The sequence below is a fragment of the Streptomyces sp. NPDC030991 genome, from assembly GCF_055571235.1.
Window position 1 is genome coordinate 654,243 of sequence record NZ_JBVIFR010000001.1, and the last position, 18,630, is coordinate 672,872.

An 18,630-nucleotide genomic window follows, 5' to 3' on the forward strand; every position below is an offset into this window, starting at 1 on the left:
CCCCGCGGTCGGTCCCTGAGGGGGGAAGGCAGGCCGTCGGGGGCTCTCGTGGCGACAGGTGTTCTAGGAGGAACCCACTCCGCGCAGGAAGGAAAGGAACCGCTTCAGCGCCGTCCCGAAATACCCCGCCGCCAGCAGGGTCAGCGTCGCGGGGACGGTCACCCTGGGCCAGTTCAGGGACTCGGGATGGCTCAGACCTCGGTTGAGCAGGAGCAGGGTGAGTGCCGCGAGCACGGCGAGCAGCCCGATGAGCGCCGCGAGCGTCCCGGTGGTGACCATCCGGTCGCGCCGGTCGACCGCCGCGGCCAGACCGGTTCCTTTACGGAGTCCGGAGAACGCGCCCGCCAGCGACAGCACACAGCCGAAGGCCACGATCGACAGCCCCATCAGGAGCAGCGGCGGATGGTACGGCCAGGGCCCAGCCGGGCCACCGAGCAGCGCGGACGCCCAGGCGGCGGCGAGCAACGGCAGCGCGCATATCGTGTGCACGGACAGCCGGTTGGCGCTGATGCGCAGGGTGGCGTCGTTGTAGGCGCGGGCGACCTCGGACGCCGGGCCCCACTCCCGCACGGCCCGGCGCGCCGCCTCCTCATCGTCGGCTCCGCCGTCGACGCTGCACTCCACCACGCACTGGAGGCCGTCCAGCACCTCGTCGATGATGGCCGAGCGGCGCGAGTCCGGGCCGACCAGATACTCCGCCACGTTGTCGGTGTAGCGCTGCAGTACGGCCGCCTGCACCACGCCTATCCCCCCAGGACGACGGAGATCACGGAGGAGATCTCCTGCCAGGCCGTCCGCTTGTCCTCCAGGGCCCGGCGGCCGGCCGGGGTGAGGAAGTAGTTGCGGCGGCGGCGGCCGTTGTGCGTGCTCCACTCACTGCCGACGAGGCCCGCGGCCTCCAGCCGGTGCAGCGCCGGATAGACCGTCCCCGTGGGGAGGTTGATGGCATCGCCGCTGCGCCGCTTCAGTTCCTCGATCACGGCGTAGCCATGCTGCGTGCCGGGCTCCAGCACCGACAACAGCATGCCTTCCAGGTTGCCCCTCAGATTCTCCGCCTTCACGTTCACCCACACTACACATCGGGACCGGACCCGGACACGGCTGTTTCCGTACGGCGGCGCCCGGCGGGGGCGGCGGAATCCGGGGCGATCGCGGACGCAAGATCGCGGCGGGCCCGGACCCCGATCTTGCGGAAGACACGGGTGATGTGCTGTTCCACGGTGCTGACCGTGATGCGCAGCTGCTGCGCGATCTCCCTGTTCGTGCACCCGTCCGCCGCGAGGGAGGCCACCCGCAGCTCCGCGGCACTGAGCAGGCCGAGCACGGCAGCCCGGTCGGCGCCGGGCCGCCGCGGGACCGGCGCGAGCGTCCCGGCCTCCGCCTCCAGGGCCGCCGCCAACCGCCGTTCACCGCACCGCGCGGCGAGCCGGGCGGCCGTCGCGAGGCCCGTCCGGGCGCGGCCGGTGCGGCCCGCCCGGAGATGGTCGCGCGCGAGATCGGCCAGGGCCCCGGCGGTCTGGAGGGGATCGCCGGCCGTGCGCAGGACGGCGACGGCCGCGGTCAGCAGGGCGACGCGTTCGGCGCCGTGCTCGGTGTCCGCGAGGACCCGCAGGGTCAGTCCGCGGGTGCGGGTGGGCAGCGGTCCGGCCAGGGCCAACTGCTCCTGGGCCAGGGCGCGGGCCGTGCTGGTGTCGCCCCAGGCGAGGTGGGCGCGGGCCGACCCCGTCCGCCAGGGCGCGAGGGCCGGCCGATCGCATCCCCAGCGGCGCATGAGGTCCGCGCAGGCCGTGAAGTCGTCGAGGGCCTCGTCGGCCCGGCCGGTCTCCAGGAGGTGGCGGCCGCGGGCGTGGAGCAGGTACAGCCCGAAGCGGGTGTCGAACATCGCGTCCGGTACGGGTACCGCGAGGTGCTCCTCGGCGGCCAGATGGTCGCCGAGGTCCGTGGCGGCCTCGACGAGATGGGAGAGCGGCTGACCGATCGTCACCCCCCAGCTGTCCACGGGCACTTGTGCCAGGGCCGCCTCGGCGAGGACCCGCGCGGTGCCGGGGTCGCCCTGGCGGCGCCGGACGCCGGCGAGCAGGGAGGACAGCTCCGCCTCCCACAGGGGAACCTTGCGGGTACGTGCCTCGGCCAGCCAGTGCCGGCACCACCGGTCGGCAGAGTCGATCCGCTCCGCGTACAGCAGGGCCGTCACGGCGCACACGATCCATTCCGAGGTGCTCCTGCCCAGCCGCATGCTCCTGAGCGCCGCCTCCGCCTCGGCGACGGCCGGTGTACGGGGGCCGTGGGCGAGCACCTCGGACAGCGCCGCGGCCGCCCGGATCCTGGGATCGCCGCCGGTGCCGCGGGCCGGTACCAGCACCGGTGGATGGACCGTCGCCAGGAGGGAGCGGGTGGCACGGACCTCAGCTCGGACAGCCGGGTCCGCGCCCGGCTCCGCCGCCTGCTCCGCCGCCCGCCGGACGGCTGTGGCGGCCTCGTCGAAGCGGCCGTGCCAGAGCAGGTGCCGGGCCAGGGCCAGGGCGTGACGGCCGGGCAGCAGGCCGCCGTTCAGCGTGTCGGCGAGCTCCGCGAACTGCCGGGTGCCGAGCGCGGGATCGAGCAGCCTGGCCGTGGCGGCCAGCCGGGCGGCCGACTCCACGCGTTCGCCCTCGTCGTGGCACACGGCCACGGCGGCGTCGAGGCAGTCCCGCGCCTCCGGGAGCCGGTCGGCCGCCAGATGGCGCCGCGCGGCCTCGTTCAGTACGGCCGGGGCCCAGGGCTCGTCGACCGGCGCCGCCGCGAGCAGGTGCGGGGCGACTCTCGAAGCGGTGGCCCCTGCCGCGTGGAGCAGTTCGGCCGCACGGCGGTGCAGGGCCCGCCGGTTGGGCGGGTCCAGACTCCGGAGGACCGCGGCGCGGCCCACGGGATGCCGTAGCCGCGTGCCGTCGAGGAGCCCGGCCGCCGCCAGGTCCCGGCAGCGCTCGGTGACCGTGGCGGGCTGCTCTTCGAGGAGCCGGGCCGGCAGGCCGGGGTCGGTGTCCGGCTCGTCCAGTACGGCGAGGATCTGCGCCAGTGCCAGGGCGTCCGGCCCGGCCCGGTGGAGGAGGGCCAGCACCGCGTCCGCGTAGGCTCCGGCGACGACGGGCCCGGTCGCCGGGGTGGTGCCGACGCGCCTGTGGTCCGTCACGAGTGCCCGCAGGAGCAGGGGGTTGCCGGCGGTGACGCGGTGATACTCCGGTGCCGGGGCCGTCGTGCCGTCCAGGGAGTCGGCCAGCACGGTGGCCACGCCGCTGGGTGTGAGGCCTTCGAGGGTGACCTGCCGGTGGCGGGGGTGCCGACGCAGCTCCGCGTGCAGCTCCGGGTGAGCCGGTCGCGTCGTGGTGCACTCGGCGGCCACCAGGACGATGCGTGCCGTCCGCAGGTGGGGCACGAGCCGTCCGGCCCAGTGCAGGGAGAGGGGGTCGGCGAGATCGAGGTCGTCGACGCAGAGCAGGACCGGCACCTGCTCCGCCACGCGCAGCAGCCCCGCGGTCAGGTCGTGCAGGGCCGCGCCGGTCGCCTGGTCGGGCGGCCACCGCAGGGGGCCGTCGGCGCCCGGGCCGAGCGACCACGCCGACAGCGGGGCGAGGACGTCGCCGTGGCCCTCGGGAAGGTGTGCGTACCGCGGGAGTTGGCCGAGCAGGCCGCCCTGCGCGTCTCGCTCGGGGCGGGAGCCCGCGGCGCGCAGGACCGCGTGTCCGGACCGGATCGCCGCCGCCTGCAGCGCGTCGAGCAGCTCCGTGCGTCCGCAGCCGGCGCTGCCGCTGACGACGGCGACGCCGCCGCGGCCCCGGACAACGACGGCGAGCGCCGCCGTCAGGTCGGCGAGATGGCGGGACCGCTCAGCCAGTGGCACGGGTGCCTCGCCCGGGGCTGCTCACGTCCTCCCCGGCCGGGTCCTCGCCGGCCCCGTCCTCCGCGGTCCCCGCGCCGACGGTGCCGAGGTCGGGCACGGCGGCGAGTCCCCGCCGGGCGCTCCTGGCGCGGATCAGGTTCAGCAGCGGGCCGGTCATGGCGGTGGTCACCAGGGCCATGACGACCAGCAGGGAGTACAACGAGCCGTCGAGCAGCCCGAGTTCGAGGCCGACTCCGAGGATGACCAGCTCGGTCAGGCCACGGGTGTTCATCAGCGCCGCCAGGGTTCCGGAGTCCTCGGCCGTGAGGCCCTGCGACCGGGCGCCCAGGTACGTGCCGCCGAACTTGCCGCCGATGGCGACGAGCAGGATGACGGCGAGTTCGGTGAGCCCTTCGACTCCGACGCCGCGCAGGTCGACCTTGAGGCCCGCGACCACGAAGTAGACGGGGAGCAGCAGCGAGGTGATCTCGCCGGTGCGCGCGCAGATCTCCTCGCGCAGCGCCTCGGTGCCCTCGCGCGGCATCAGCGCGCCGAAGAGGAAGGCGCCGAAGATGTAGTGCATGCCCATCATCTCGGTCGCCGCGCCGGACAGGAAGATGCCGACCAGCACCACGGCGAACCCTGTCGGGGTAAGGCCGTTCCCGGGGCCGCCGTAGGTGAGGGCTCGCTTCAGCAAGGGGCGTGCGGCCATGAGGAGCAGGGCGAACGGGATGAGCAGGGCCGCCCGCCAGAAGCCGCCGGCGCCGCCGACGACGGCCTGCACGCCTGCCAGCGCCGCCCAGGCGACGACGTCGACCACGGCGGCGGCGGCCAGCGCGAGACCGCCGATCGCCAGCCGGGACATGCCGCGGCTGACCAGGATGCGGGCGAGGACGGGGAACGCGGTCACGGACACGGACAGGCCGATGAACACGACGAAGGCCGTGCGCTGGTCGGTGGGGTGGTGGCGGAGCAGGTAGAGGGCGAGCAGGACACCGAGGGCGAACGGCACCAGGATCGAGCCCGTGGCGGCTCCGACGGTGATCCTGATCCGGCCCCGCAGGAAGCGGTGTTCGAGTTCAAGGCCGACGACGAACATGAACACGGCGACGCCGATGTTCGCCAGCGCGCCCAGCAGCGGGCGTACGTCGGCGGGGAAGACGCGGTCGGCGAGCGGGCCGCCGAGCAGCGTGGGTCCCAGCATGACGCCGGCGAGGATCTCGCCGACCACGGGCGGCTGGCCGATGCGGGCTGCCAGGGCGCCCATGCCGCGAGCCAGCAGCAGAATCAGTCCGAAATCCAGGAACAGCAACTGCACTTGGTGACTGGTCATGATCGATGAGGTCCTCGGGTTGGCCGGCGTCGGAGAGAGGGAGAGGGCCGAGCGCCGTCTCGCGCGATGCGGCGCGGCGGAGGGGGTGAGGTCGGGCGTACAGCACGGCCAGGGCGCAAGGGCACCGGTGGTCGCACGGCCCGGCGGCGGCGTCCCCGGTTCGGGGAAGACGTGGCAGGCGGCGAGCCGTTCGCGTCGCTGCACTTCTCAGCAGCCGCGCGGCGTGTCCCGGGGAGGTCGCGAGTCCCCTGATCGGCCTCCCCAGCCTGCTGCCCGGGCGTCGTCGGTGTCATCGCCCAGATTGCTCACCTGACCGGCACACGTCACCCGTGGTCGTGCGGGCGGCTCTTCTGGGGGTGGGCCGGGACGGTCACGGCGGTGAGGGCGAGTCCCGCGCGTACTGCCCAACGTCCGCTGAACTGCACGGGGAGGAAACGCTCCACGGGGGTGCGCGGCGCACTCAGCAGCCGTGCCGTGAAGGTGCCGCGCACCGGGTCGAAGGCGAGCGCCGCGTCGGTGAAGTCCAGCCATCGCCCGGTCAGCGGGTACCACGCCTTGTAGACCGACTCCTTGGCGCTGAAGAGCAGCCGGTCCCAGTGGATGCGCGGGTGGGCCGCGGCCAGGTCCGCGAGGGCGGCCAGTTCGCCGCCGAGGGCGATGGCCTGCCGTACGCCGCCGGGGAGCGCCGCGTGCGGTTCGGCATCGATGCCGAGCGCCAGGAGGTCCCGGCGCCGGGCGACGGCCGCCGCGCGGTACCCGGCGCAGTGGGTGAGGCTCCCGACCGTGCCGTCGGGCCAGTCCGGCACGCCCCGCTCCGTCCGGGCGAGGGGGCCGGGCGGGACGCCGAGGAGGCCGAGTGCCTGCCGCGCGCAGTACCTGCCGGTGGCGAACTCCCGCCGCCGCGGGGGCGCCATGCGGCGCGCGAGCGCGAGTTCCTCCGGGTAGAGGCCGACGTCGGGCAGGTCCCCGGCCGTGGCGGCGGCTACCGCCTCGGAGGGCAACAGTTCCTCTATCACAGGGCCTACAATCCCGCGGGCTCTTGTGCTCGCGCGCAAATGACGCTTCCCCAGCACGGCAGAAGGCACACAACAGCCCTGGTCTTTTTGCCAGTTGCCTCAAGACGGCTCGTATGCGAGGCTCAAACCGTCGTGACAAATTGCAACGGGGGTTGCCGCGTGTCCAAGGACGAGCAGTGCAGGCAAGAGCGACTTCGGCGCGGCGAGCCGAAAAACCGGGCGAGATGATTTTTCCCGCGTTCCCTGGTCGACCAACCAGGTTTCCTTGACAGTCGACCGATCCACGAAAAGGCCTACAGGCCCTCCGAGTCGATTGACCATAGCACCCGCGCTGCGCATCACGCCGCTTTCTCGCGGGTGAATTTTCGCGATGTCCCCACCATTCATTGCCTTCATTGATTCACATTCAAGGAGTGCAAAAATTCATGGAGCATTACGCCCGCCGCGCCATAACGACCATTCGCGAGAATTACCATGAGCCGCTCGTGCTCGATGATCTGGCCCGATCGGTCATGGTGAGCAAGTTCTACTTCATCAGGGTGTTCCAGCGCACGACCGGCGTGACGCCCGGCCGCTTCCTGAGCGCCGTCCGGCTGCACGAGGCCAAGCCCCTCCTGGTGCACACCTCCTCCAGCGTGGCCGACATCTCGGCGCAGGTGGGGTACGGCAGCGCCAGCACCTTCTCGCGGCGCTTCACGGAGTCGGTCGGCCTCTCCCCGACCCAGCACCGGCGCATCGGGCGGGGTGACACGGACGAGTACCCGCCCATCACCCCCCTCGACGCGGGGAGCGGGCCGCTCGGATCGGTGAGCGGGACGGCTCGTGTGCCGGGCAGCCCGCGCTCGCCCCTGTACATCGGACTGTTCGACAGCCCGATCCTCCAGGGGCGGCCCGCGGCGTGGACGAAGCTCGACGGCGGCGGATCGTTTCAGCTGGCGGACGTGCCGCCGGGCGCCTGGTACCTGCACGCCGCGACGCTCGGCACCCGGTCGTCCGGCGAGCAGCGGGGGGATCCCCCGCTGCTCGTGGGGACGGTCGGCCCGGTGCACGTCGGCGCGCAGGAGCGGACGCGCGTGGACGTGGTCCTGCGGCCGGAGGACTGGACCCGGCCGCCGGTCCTGCTCGCACTGCCCGGCTTGGGCGCCCGGCCCGCTGTGTCACGCAGCGCGGAGACCGCTCGCCCGGCCGGTCCATGCGCGGGGTACCGCTCTCCTCGCCGGCGCACGGCACCGGACCGGCGGCTCGTCGGCGTGTGAGACCCCAGGCCCAGGTGGTGCGGGCCGGCCCGCACCACCGCACGGTTCAGCCCTGCCAGGAGTGCGCGGCGCGGAAGCCGTGCCGACGCTCCAGGCGGCGCCAGCCGGCCCGGGGCTGACGGACGGCGGCGGTCGGGGCAGTGGAGGGCTGGGCGGCGGCGCGGGCGATCAGGAGGGCGGTGATGGCCGCGACCTCCTCAGGCCCGGCGTTGCCCTTCTCCACACGGATGTCGGGCAGGGACATGGGTCGGATCTCCTACGGATCAGGGCCGCTACTGCGGCGGGTTGCCGTGCTTGCGGGACGGCAGGTCGGCGTGCTTGGTCCGCAGCATCGCCAAGGACTTGATCAGCACCTCGCGGGTCTGGGCGGGGTCTATTACGTCATCGACCAGCCCCCGCTCGGCCGCGTAGTACGGGTGCATCAGCTCGGCCTTGTACTCCTTGACCATCTTCTGCCGCATCGCCTCGGGATCCTCGGCCCCCGCGATCTGCCGACGGAAGATCACGTTCGCCGCGCCCTCCGCACCCATCACCGCGATCTCGTTCGTCGGCCACGCGAAGGTCAGATCGGCCCCGATGGACTGGGAGTCCATCACGATGTACGCGCCGCCGTACGCCTTGCGCAGGATCAGCGAGATCCGGGGCACGGTCGCATTGCAGTACGCGTACAGCAGCTTCGCACCATGCCGGATGATCCCGCCGTGCTCCTGATCGACACCCGGCAGGAACCCCGGAACATCCAGCAGCGTCACGATCGGAATATTGAAAGCGTCGCACATCTGCACGAACCGGGCAGCTTTTTCCGACGCCTTGATGTCCAGCACGCCCGCCAGCGCCTGCGGCTGATTGGCGACGATCCCCACGACCTGCCCGTCCAGCCGGGCCAGCGCGCAGATGATGTTGCGCGCCCAGCGCTCATGAACCTCCAGGAAATCACCGTCGTCGACGAGCTCCTCGATCACCTTGGTCATGTCGTAGGGCCGGTTGCCGTCCGCCGGCACCAGATCGAGCAGGACGTCCGACCGGCGGTCCGCCGGATCGTCCGACTCCACGGCCGGCGGGTTCTCCCGGTTGTTCTGCGGCAGCAGCGAGATCAGATAGCGGACCTCGGCGATGCAGGTCTCCTCGTCGTCATAGGCGAAGTGACACACCCCCGAGGTCTCGGCGTGCACATCGGCCCCGCCCAGCCCGTTCTGGCTGATCTCCTCCCCCGTGACCGCCTTCACCACGTCCGGGCCGGTGATGAACATCTGCGACGTCTCACGGACCATGAACACGAAGTCGGTCAGCGCCGGACTGTAGGCCGCGCCACCCGCACACGGGCCGAGCATGACACTGATCTGCGGAATGACCCCGGACGCCCTCGTATTGCGCTGGAAGATCCCGCCATAGCCGGCCAGCGCCGAGACACCCTCCTGGATCCGGGCACCCGCACCGTCGTTCAGCGACACCAGCGGCGCACCTGCCGCGATCGCCATGTCCATGATCTTGTGGATCTTCGCCGCGTGCGCCTCACCCAGCGCCCCGCCGAAGATCCGGAAATCATGCGCGTAGACGAAGACCGTACGGCCCTCGACCGTCCCCCAGCCCGTCACCACCCCGTCGGTGTAGGGCCGCTTCGCCTCCAGGCCGAAGCCGACGGCGCGGTGCCGGCGCAACTGCTCGACCTCGTTGAACGACCCCTCATCGAGAAGCAGCTCAATGCGCTCGCGCGACGTCAGCTTGCCCTTCGCATGCTGGGCCTCGGTCGCCTTTTCACCAGGACCGGCCAGAGCCTGTGTCCGCACGGAATTCAGTTCGGCCACGCGTCCGTGCATTCCAGCTCCAGAAAAAGACTCAGGCCCCGAAATTCCGGTTCCTCTTCCCGCCTCCATTACTCCCCCTAGCCGTGCTCGCCCGGCCCACTCAGGACGTTTCTCACGCTACACGCCGCCTGCGGACCCAAAAACCCCTGACTTTTACCCCTGCGCTTTATCGGCCCTTAATAGTGGGTCCCCTACGCTGACAGCGCAGGGCCGACGGCCCGCCGCCGGACCCATTGCCCTTCTACGGCCGCCGACAACAGGCGAATCATAGATTCCGTATGTGCGTATGCGGGTGACACACGGCTCGGAAACCAGGCTCACCGATCGGTTTACGGAGCCGCGCGAAGGACTTGCCGGGCATACCCGAACCGGTCGCCAAGTCCGCGGTTCACGGACGCCGCGGCACCGCGCCCGCGAACACCCGCCAGAACCAGAACTGGGCCAGGGCGACCAGGACCAGGGCGGGGACGACGATCACCGCCATGAGCGTGAGGGAGGCGGAGTCGGCGATCGCTCCGGACAGCGCCAGACCGCCCCCGCCGGCCCGGGTGGCCAGCACCGTGGTGCCGTTCGCCGCGCCGACCAGGGCGGGCAGGGCCACCAGCGGTGCGGCGCCCAGCAGCAGCGCCGTGCCGGTACGGCCGACCGCCTGCACCCGGTCGGAGGCGTACACACCGACGGCGGCGAGGACCGCCGTGGTGGCCACCGCCGCGGGCCCGTCCGTGACCATCCCGCCGACGGCGGCCACGAGCAGCGGCAGCAGGAGCAGGACCGGTGTCAGCACCCGGGTCAGCCGGCCCAGCGCCGCGCGCAGCGAGCTGCCTTCCGGCAGGCTGCGCGCGGCGAAGAGCGAACCCTGGCGCAGGCTTCCGATGACGGACAGGGCGGCGCAGAGCAGCGTGAAGGGGTGGAACAGATCGCCCGCTGTGGCGACGGCGTGCCCGTCGGCCCCCGTGGACAGGCCCCGTGCCAGCATGCCGAGGACGGCGCCCCAGCCGGCGGTGAGCACCAGACTCGCAGCAGCCAGCACGATGTCCCAGGTCCGACGCCGGCCGGCCTCCTCGTACGCCGTGCAGAACCACAGCGCGGCGTCGCGCAGGAACCATGCGCACAGCACGGCGAGGAAGGGCAGCCGCAGCGCGTACAGCAGTTCGCCCTCCGCCGTGGGGAGGGCTCCGAAGAGGAGTCCGCCGAAGGCGACCAGCCACACCTCGTTCGCGAGGAAGAGGGGGACGATCGTGCGCCGCATGCGTGCGCGGCCGGTCTTCGTGCCGGCGAACGGCATCAGCATCCCGACGCCGAAGTCGACGCTTTCCAGCGCCAGGTAGCCGGCGAGGAGGAGCCCCAGCAGGGCGTACCAGAAGACATCCACGGTTGAATCCCCGTCAGCTCGGCGTAGGTACGGTCAAGAAGGATCAGTAGGAGGGCCGGACGCCCGGCTCGGGCGCCCGGTCGTCGTCCCGCGGGATCCCGCGCTCTTCGGCGTCCGGGAACAGGCCCGTGTCGCCGAGGGGTCCCCGGTCCGGTCCGAGCCGCGCGAAGCGCGCCATGAGCACCCAGTCGACGACGGCGAGGACCGTGAGCACGAGGGTGAAGACCACGAACGAGGCGAGCATCCCCCCGGCGGAGACGCCGGCGACCGCGTCACGGACCGTGAGTTCGCCGGTGACCATCCACGGCTGCCGGCCGACCTCACGGCTGAGCCAGCCGCAGATCAGGGCCAGGAAGCCGAGCAGGAGCAGCACCGGGGGCAGCCGCAGCCGGAGCCGCCGCCGGGCGAGCGTCTCGTCCGTCGCTCCGCGGCGGGCGGCCGTGGCCGGGATCCAGGCCACCAGGGCCAGCAGCACGCCGAGCACGAGCATGAGGACGGACGCCCCGCCCACCCACGCGGGCGGCAGCCAGTCGCCGCTGCCGTAGCGGGCCGCGGCGGCGGCGCGCACCGCGTCGAGTTCGGCGCCGCTCTCGCCCATCAGCACCGCGTACTTCTCGGGCTGGTAGCCCTTGAGCGCCACCAGCTGCGCGAGGCCCGCGACCGACGTGACGACCGCGCCGCAGCCCGCGAGGACGGAGCCCTGGACCAGGGTAGGGCGGAAGAAGTCGGTGTCCTGGCCGCGGCGCACGTGATGGGCGCTGACGGCGGCCATGAACAGCCCGGCGAGCAGGGCCACGGCGCCCGCGATGTGCACGACGGCGTACCAGGTGGTCCCGTTGGTGAGGATCGCCGCCCAGTCGGTGACGTGGGCCACGCCGTCGCGCATCTCGTATCCCACGGGCTTCTGCATGAAGCCGTTGACCACCATGACCCAGAAGGTGGAGACGTAGGCGGTGAGGGCGACGCCCCAGATCAGCGCGAGGTGGGCGCGGGGCGGTACACGGTCGAAGCCGAAGGCCCAGAGCCCGAGGAAGGTCGATTCGAGGAAGAACGCGGCGACGCTCTCGATGGCCAGCGGGGCGCCGACGACGTTGCCCATGACGTGGGAGAGGCCGGACCAGTTCAGCCCGAACTGGAACTCCTGGGTGAGACCGCTGATGATGCCGAGGGCGTAGTTGATCACGTAGAGGCCGCCCCAGAAACGCACACGGCGCATACGGGTGGCGCGCAGTGCGGGTGCCCCGGTGCGGACCGCCCGGGTCTGCGTCAGGGCGACGACCGTGACGAGACCGAGGGTCAGGGCGACGAACAGGAAGTGCAGCGTCGCGGTGACCGCGAACTGGAGTCGTGCGAGATCAACTGCGTTCACGTGGCGCTTTCCGGTGCGGGGACAGGATCGATGCGGGAACGGCCGGCAGGCCGTTCCCGGCAGGGACGCGCGTCAGGACTGTCCGAGCCGCGTGCGCGCCCGTGCCACGAAGGCCCGGGCGGCCGGGCTCGTCCGGCCGCTGGACCGCCAGGCGAGTGCGAGGCCGCCGCGCAGGTGCATGCTGGCGATCTCGACGGGGTGCAGCTGGTCGGGCTGGGAGAGCACGAACCGCTCGGGCAGAATCGCCATCCCGAGCCCACGCGTGACGAGTTGGGCCAGTACGCCGGGATCGCTGGCCTCGAAGGCCACCCGAGGTTTGATGCCGGCGGCCGCCCAGGCCGCGTCGGACGCCGTCCGCACGGCGCTGCCGCCGGGCAGGCACATGAGCGCCTGGGCCTCGACCTCGTCGACGGTGATGCTGGCGCGTCCGGCGAGCGGATGGTCGTGGCCGACCGCGCCGACCAACAACTCGTCGGCGATCAGCAGGGTTTCGAGGTCCGCGGGCGGAGCGGTGCCGATGCCCATGCCGATAACGGCCACATCGACCCGGCCCGCCCGTACGGCCTCGACGAGATGTTCCGTACTCCCCTCGCTGAGGGAGATCTCCACGTCGGGGTACGTCTCGTTAAAGTCCGCGACCAGTTCCGGGAGTTGAAGGGAGAGGGAGGACGCGACAGAGCCGAGGGCCACCTGCCCGCGCACGACTCCCGACACGTTCTCCACCGTGTCGCGCACTCCGTCGACGGCCGCAAGCGCCGCTCGCGCGTGCGGCAGGACCGCGGCACCCACCGTGGTCAGTCCGACCGTGCGCCCGCTCCGGTCGAGCAGTTCCTGTCCCAACTCCCGCTCCAGCCGCCGGATCTGCGCGCTCACACAGGGCTGGGTCACATAGACGCGCGCTGCCGCCTTCGTAAAGCTGGCCTCCTCGGCCACCGCTACGAGGTACTCCAGTTGACGCAGATCCATGGGGTGATCGTAGCGGCGGGCCGGTCCGCAAAGGCTGCTCATTCGGTACATCCAGGGAACGATATGTACACGAACCCTCACCCTTGTGTCCGAGGAACGTCAGGTCTCTGTGAAGCCACTGTCAGATCGGGTCCGGCCTCAATCGGCGGCCACGGCAAGCCGCTTGAGGGTGCCGGCCAGGTACTGCTCGCGGCACGGCCGGCGGCGCACCTTGCCGCTGGTGGTCTTGGGGAGGGTCCCCCGGCGGATCAGCACCACGTCCTTCACCTCGATGCGGTGGTTTTGGCGCAGCGCCTCCCGTACGGCGTCCGTCACCGTCCGCGCGCTCGTGTAGCGGCCCACCCGGCTGTCGCCCTCGACCACCACGACCACGGACTCCTGTGTGCCGTCGTCGACGGGGAAGGCCGCGGCGGACGCCGGGCGCAGCAGAGGGTGGCTGCCGGCGACGGTGTCCTCCAGGTCCTGCGGGTAGTGGTTGCGGCCCTTGACGATGATCAGGTCCTTCAGTCGGCCGGTGATGAAGAGCTCCCCGCCGTGCAGGAAGCCCATGTCGCCGGTGCGCAGGAAGGTGCCGTCCGTCTCGGCGCCCGCGATGCGCGCCCGGAAGGTCCGTTCGCTCTCCTCCTCGCGCCCGAAGTAGCCGGCCGTCACGCACGGACCGGACACCCATATCTCGCCGACCCCGTCGGGTGCCGTCTCCCTAAGCGTGTGCGGGTCGACGATGCGTACCCGGGTGTCCCCGACCGTGCGGCCGACGCTCATCACAGTGCTGGTCACCACGGGGTCGTCCCGGTGGCCGGGCACCGGGACGACCTTGCCCCGGCCCAGCGCCTGCGCGTCGAGGACGAGGGGCATCGGCTCGGCGTCCGGCGGGCTGCCGGCAACCTTCAGGGTGTGCTCCGCCAAGCCGTAACTCGGCGACAGCGCACGGCCGTCCAGGCCGCTGGGGGCGTACTTGCCGAGGAACTCCGCCATCGTGTGCTCGCGGACCGGTTCGGCACCGTTGGCGGCCATCCGCCAGCGCGAGAGGTCGACCGGCCCGCGCACGCTGTCGCTGCGGACACACAGGTCGAACGCGAAGTTGGGGGCCGAGGAGTGTGTGCCGCCGAACCGGGACACCGCCTCCAGCCAGCGCCCCGGACGGCGGATGAAGGCCTCGGGGCCCATCAGGTACGAGGGCCGGCCCGCCCACAGGGGCAGCACGATGCCCAGGAGGAGGCCCATGTCGTGGAAGAACGGCAGCCAGGAGACGACGGATCCGTCGTCCTCCATCGGCCACAGCCGGTCCGTCTCCCACGCGTTGAACCAGAAGTTGGCGTGCGTGACCATCACGCCCTTGGGCGTTCCGGTGGAGCCGGACGTGTACTGCAGCAGGGCCACGTCGGACAGCGCGGGCACGGGCAGTCCGGTACCGGCGGCGGGCGCGGGCAGCGTGTCGGTGGCCACGATCTCCAGGCCGTCCAGTTCCGGCAGTCCGGCGAAGTCCGCGAGGACCTGGTCGCGGACCTCCCGGGTGGTGAGCACCAGTGTGGTCCGCGCGTCGTCGGCGATGGTCCGCACGCGCTGCGCCGCGTGCCGGCGCGTCGGCACCTGCACCGTGGCCCCCTGGAGGCCGGCCGCGGTGCAGGCCAGCCAGGCCCGGATGAATTCCAGGCCGTTGGGGTACATCAGCACCGCGCTGCGCCGCTCGCCGGCCACGTCCACGAGGGCGCCGGCCCTCGTCCGCACGTCGGCGTTGAGCTGTGCGTAGGTGATCTGCTCGCCGATCTCCTCGCCGTTGCGCAGGTAGACGTAGGCGACGGTGTCGGGCATCTCGTCGGCCCTGCGGGCCAGCAGGGCGGGCAGCGGCAGCGGGGTGCGCTCTGTCGTGGGATCAGTGGTCATTGCCGTCCGTTCGTCATGGGTGGGACGCGGGCGTCTTCGAAGGGGCCGCTCAGGCGAGGTCGGTGAGGCCCGCCCGCGGCGCGTTAATCAGCGCCGCCATGTTCCCGGGGGGCTGCCGGTTCTCGTGCATCAGCTGGTGGGCGTCGCCGATCTCGTCCAGGCCGAACACCCCGGACACGCAGGCGTCCAGCTGCCCGGAGGCGACGAGGTGGATCACCGCACGGCACTGGGCCGGGTTGAAGCCGTGCGAGCCCTGCAGACGCTTCTGCCGCATCCACAGGAAGCGCAGGTCGACGTCGGCCGCGTAGCCGGAGGTGCCGCCGCAGATGGTGACCATGCCCCCGTTCTCACACAGGTACATGGAGGTGGGGATGGTGTCCTGGCCGCTGTGTTCGAGGACGATCCGCGGCGCGCGGCGCTCACCGAGCGCCTCCCAGTAGGCGCGGCCGAAGCCGCGCAGCTCGCGCATCCAGGTACCGAACGCCACCGAATCGTTGAGGTCGGGCATCCGGCCCCAGTGGGTGAAGTCGCGGCGGTTGATCGTGCCCACCGCGCCGAGGCCGCGGCAGTACTCGGCGCGCTCCTCGCTGGAGACGACCGCGACGGGCAGGCCGCCCGCGTTGCGCACCAGCTGGATGGCCATGGAGCCGAGCCCGCCGGCGCCGCCCCAGATCAGTACCGGGTCGCCCGGCTTGACCGTGTTGGGCGCCCAGCCGAACAGCTGACGGTAGGCGGTGGAGCCGGTCAGGATGAAGGCGGCCGCGGTCTCCCAGTCGAGGTTCTTCGGCTTCGGGTGGCACTGGTAGTCGTAGGCGAGCGCGAACTGGGCGAAGGTCCCGTAGTTGGACTCGTACCCCCAGGCCTGCATCGTGGGCGAGAACGTCGGGTCGCCGCCGAGGCGGATGTCCTGCGCGGTCTCGTCCCACTGGCCGCCGGACAGCACGACCTGATCGCCCACGGAGACGCCGGAGACGCCCTCGCCGACGGCGAAGACCACGCCCGAGCCCTCGGAACCGCCGATGTGGAAGTCCTCGGGCTCGCCGCGCTTCTGCCGGGCGGCGATGACGTCCAGCGGGTAACCGAGGCCGGCCCAGACGTTGTTGAAGTTGATGCCCGCGGCCATCACCCAGACGAGCACCTGACCGCGCCCCGGCCTGGGGGTGTCGATGACCTCGGTGGCGAAGGACTTCTTCGGTTCGCCGAAGCGGTTCGGGCGGATCACGGACGCGTACATCTTCTCCGGAACGGAGTCGAGCGGCGGCATCTCACCCAGCTCGTAGAGACTCTTCCCCATGGTCACTGCTCTCCTGGTCGTCATGGAAGGGTGCAGGTGGAACGGGAGTGCGAGGGTGTGCGGGCCCGGCGCGTCAGGCGGCGGGCAGCGCGAATGCGGTGCGCTCGTACGGATAGCCCGGCAGCGAGGTCCTGCGCGGGGCACGCTGCGGGTGCAGCGCGGCCCAGTCGACCGCCACGCCGGCGGCCCACAGTCCGCCGAGCGCCGACAGCACGACCTTCGGGTCGGGGGTCCCGTCGGTCGGGTGCGGCAGCGACTGGAGGATCGGATGGTTCCAGCGCAGTTCCGCGTGCCGGCGGGCCAGCGACGTCAGCGTGGCGCCGGGGCCGACCTCGACGAGGGCGCAGCGGGGCAGGGCGTTCAGCGTCTCCAGGACGTCGTGGTAGCGCACGGCGTGCCGCATGTGCCGGCACCAGTAGCCGGGGGTGCGGATCTCGTCCGGGTCGGCCCAGGTCCCGGTGGTGTCCGAGACCACGCGGAGCGCCGGGCGGTGGAAGGTGATGTCGGCGAGAAACGTCTCGTACTCGTCGAGCACCGCGTCGACCAGTGACGAGTGGCCGGCGCCCGGGATCTTCAGCAGGCGCGTCTCCAGCCCCTCGGCCGCACGCTCTTCGACGAACCTCTCCACCGCTTCGCGCGGCCCGGAGACGGTCACCTGGTCGGGGCCGCTGATCACGGCGATCCCGACGCCCTCGGGGAGCAGCGGCAGGAGTTCGGCCTCGGGCAGCCGCACCGCCGCCATGGCGCCGGGGGCCAGGCTGAGCAGCAGCTCGGTGCGTTTGAGGACCATCCTGACTGCGTCGGGGAAGGAGAACACCCCGGCGATGCAGGCGGCGGCGTATCCGCCGAGGCTGTGGCCGACGACCGCCGCGGGGCGCACGCCCCAGCGGATGAAGGCCTTCGCGAGGGCGTACTCCAGGACGAGGACGGCGAGTTGTGCGATCCGGCCGTTCGCGAGGGCGCGTCGGGCCGCTTCCCGCGCCGCCTCGCCTCCGGGATCGTCTCCGGATCCGTCCGCGGTTCCGTCTCCGGGATCGCTTCCGAGGCCGTGTCCGGGACGGAAGACGACGCCGAGGTCAATGTCGGCCACCGCCCGGACGTGCGCGACGCACGCGTCCAGTTCGGCGCGGAAGGGCGGATCGTGGCGGTACAGCCCGCGCGCCATGCCGACGTGCTGGCCACCGTGCCCGGGGAAGGTGAACACCACGGGCGGCGGATCGCCCGCAGAACTCCCCGCGGACCGTTCCTTGGTCCTGACCTTGACCTCGGCGAGCGCGGCGGCCGCCTCGGCGTGGTCGCGGGCGACGACGAAGCCCCGGTGGCCGTACCGCGTCCGGCCCGTCTGCAGGGTCCAGGCGGCGTCCTGGAGCGTCCCGGCGCCCGCTCCCGCCCGCTCCAGGTGCCGGCCGAGCCGCCCGGCCACCTCGGCCAGCGCGGTCGCGGACTTCGCCGAGTACGGCAGCAACTGCCAGTCGTCCGCGGCCGGTACGGGGGTGCGGCCGGGGTCCGCCGCGGGCGGCTGCTCGACTATCGCGTGGGCGTGCGTGCCGAAGGGGCCGGATCCGCCCACCGCGGCGCGGCGCAGTCCGGCGCCGCCCGGGCGGCGCGCCCCGTCGTACACGGCGAGCACGGCGCGTACGAAGGCGGCCGCCGCGGGCGCGGTGTCAGTGACGCCTGCCCCGGCGGGGGTGTCCACCCGGAGGACCTCACCGTCCGCCGTACCGCTCACCGCCAGGGCTTCGCGGACGACGCGAGCGCGGCCCTCGTCGGCGGACTCGCCGCGGCCCGTCGTACCGACGGCCGTGCCGCGGACGACGGCGTAGATCCGGTCGCCGTCGTCCAGGGCCGCCCGGAGCGGCTTCAGCACGGACACCGCGCAGCCGCCGGCCGCGGGGGTGCGCACGGTGACCGATCCGGCCAGCGCCAGCTCGCACTCACCGCCGAGCAGCGCCTGGACGGCGGTGTGCACCGCGACCAGGGCGGTCGCCCCGGCGGCCTGCACGGAGACGGCGGGGCCGGTGAGCCCCAGCTTGTAGGCGACACGCGAGGCGAGGAAGTCGGCCCCGGTGCCGGCCCGGATCTGCCGGTCGTCCGTCAGGGGCGATCCGGCGGCCCGGTGGCGCAGCCGCGCCGCGTGGTCCGTGGTGGCACCGCCCGCGTAGATGCCGACGACCGCCTCGGCGCGGGCTGGGTCGTGCGCGGCGTCCTCCAGCGCGTGCTGGGCGCACTCCAGCAGGACGCGCTGCTGCGGGTCGAGGAGCGCCGACTCGCGCGGCGAGATGCCGAAGAACCTGTGGTCGAAGGCGTGGGCCTCGGCGAGCGGCCCGGCGGTCACGTCCGCCGGACCGCCGGCCGGCTCCCCGCGGAACGCGTCGAGGTCCGCGGCCTGCCCGAAGCGCGCCGCCATGCCCACGACGGCCACATGAGCGTCGAGGTCGGAGCCGGGATCGAGGTGTGCCGGTGCGAGGTCCGTCATGCG

14 protein-coding genes are annotated in these 18,630 nt (G+C 72.5%); 1 reads left to right on the forward strand and 13 read right to left on the reverse strand.

Annotated elements, in window-relative coordinates; genetic code table 11:
• Window positions 1-63: 63 nt before the first annotated feature.
• The 5 genes from ACZ45E_RS03105 to ACZ45E_RS03125 all read right to left on the reverse strand — a co-directional run bounded on the left by ACZ45E_RS03105 (window position 64) and on the right by ACZ45E_RS03125 (window position 6,205).
• Window positions 64-741 carry a hypothetical protein gene (locus tag ACZ45E_RS03105; RefSeq protein ID WP_468215715.1) on the reverse strand — a complete coding sequence of 226 codons (678 nt, stop codon included), beginning with the start codon at window positions 739-741 and terminating at the stop codon, window positions 64-66.
• Between the two features lie 2 nt (window positions 742-743).
• On the reverse strand, window positions 744-1,061 hold the full coding sequence (locus ACZ45E_RS03110) for a PadR family transcriptional regulator (RefSeq protein WP_468215718.1): 318 nt from the start codon (window positions 1,059-1,061) through the stop codon (window positions 744-746).
• An 11-nt stretch (window positions 1,062-1,072) separates the two neighbouring features.
• Window positions 1,073-3,877: a helix-turn-helix transcriptional regulator gene (locus ACZ45E_RS03115; protein ID WP_468215720.1), complete on the reverse strand. Its 2,805-nt coding sequence runs from the start codon at window positions 3,875-3,877 to the stop codon at window positions 1,073-1,075.
• Complete coding sequence (locus ACZ45E_RS03120) at window positions 3,864-5,189, reverse strand: cation:proton antiporter (RefSeq protein ID WP_468215722.1); 1,326 nt, start codon at window positions 5,187-5,189, stop codon at window positions 3,864-3,866. The genes ACZ45E_RS03115 and ACZ45E_RS03120 overlap by 14 nt, the downstream gene beginning before the upstream one ends.
• Before the next feature lie 323 nt (window positions 5,190-5,512).
• Entirely contained in the window at window positions 5,513-6,205 is a 693-nt protein-coding gene (locus ACZ45E_RS03125) for a 4'-phosphopantetheinyl transferase family protein (RefSeq protein WP_468215725.1), read from the reverse strand.
• A 425-nt stretch (window positions 6,206-6,630) separates the two neighbouring features.
• Between ACZ45E_RS03125 and ACZ45E_RS03130 the strand changes: the two genes are divergently transcribed.
• Window positions 6,631-7,461 carry an AraC family transcriptional regulator gene (locus tag ACZ45E_RS03130; protein ID WP_468215727.1) on the forward strand — a complete coding sequence of 277 codons (831 nt, stop codon included), beginning with the start codon at window positions 6,631-6,633 and terminating at the stop codon, window positions 7,459-7,461.
• Between the two features lie 46 nt (window positions 7,462-7,507).
• Here ACZ45E_RS03130 and ACZ45E_RS03135 read toward each other — a convergent pair whose 3' ends face one another.
• The 8 genes from ACZ45E_RS03135 to ACZ45E_RS03170 all read right to left on the reverse strand — a co-directional run bounded on the left by ACZ45E_RS03135 (window position 7,508) and on the right by ACZ45E_RS03170 (window position 18,627).
• Window positions 7,508-7,705, reverse strand: coding sequence for an acyl-CoA carboxylase subunit epsilon (locus tag ACZ45E_RS03135; protein WP_468215729.1), 198 nt, complete (start codon window positions 7,703-7,705; stop codon window positions 7,508-7,510).
• Window positions 7,706-7,733: 28 nt separating this feature from the next.
• Window positions 7,734-9,278, reverse strand: a complete 1,545-nt coding sequence (locus tag ACZ45E_RS03140; RefSeq protein WP_468216054.1) for an acyl-CoA carboxylase subunit beta — start codon at window positions 9,276-9,278, stop codon at window positions 7,734-7,736.
• 376 nt (window positions 9,279-9,654) lie between these two features.
• A complete protein-coding gene (locus tag ACZ45E_RS03145; protein ID WP_468215731.1) occupies window positions 9,655-10,638 on the reverse strand; it encodes a cytochrome d ubiquinol oxidase subunit II in 984 nt (327 codons plus the stop codon).
• A 43-nt stretch (window positions 10,639-10,681) separates the two neighbouring features.
• On the reverse strand, window positions 10,682-12,007 hold the full coding sequence (locus ACZ45E_RS03150) for a cytochrome ubiquinol oxidase subunit I (protein WP_468215733.1): 1,326 nt from the start codon (window positions 12,005-12,007) through the stop codon (window positions 10,682-10,684).
• 72 nt (window positions 12,008-12,079) lie between these two features.
• Window positions 12,080-12,973 carry a LysR family transcriptional regulator gene (locus tag ACZ45E_RS03155; protein ID WP_468215736.1) on the reverse strand — a complete coding sequence of 298 codons (894 nt, stop codon included), beginning with the start codon at window positions 12,971-12,973 and terminating at the stop codon, window positions 12,080-12,082.
• Window positions 12,974-13,111: 138 nt separating this feature from the next.
• Window positions 13,112-14,857: a fatty acyl-AMP ligase gene (locus ACZ45E_RS03160; protein WP_468215739.1), complete on the reverse strand. Its 1,746-nt coding sequence runs from the start codon at window positions 14,855-14,857 to the stop codon at window positions 13,112-13,114.
• Between the two features lie 49 nt (window positions 14,858-14,906).
• The gene (gene ccrA / locus ACZ45E_RS03165; protein ID WP_468215741.1) at window positions 14,907-16,151 is read right to left on the reverse strand and encodes a crotonyl-CoA carboxylase/reductase; all 1,245 of its coding nucleotides are present in this window, start codon (window positions 16,149-16,151) and stop codon (window positions 14,907-14,909) included.
• Window positions 16,152-16,224: 73 nt separating this feature from the next.
• Entirely contained in the window at window positions 16,225-18,627 is a 2,403-nt protein-coding gene (locus ACZ45E_RS03170) for an acyltransferase domain-containing protein (protein ID WP_468215743.1), read from the reverse strand.
• Window positions 18,628-18,630: the final 3 nt, after the last annotated feature.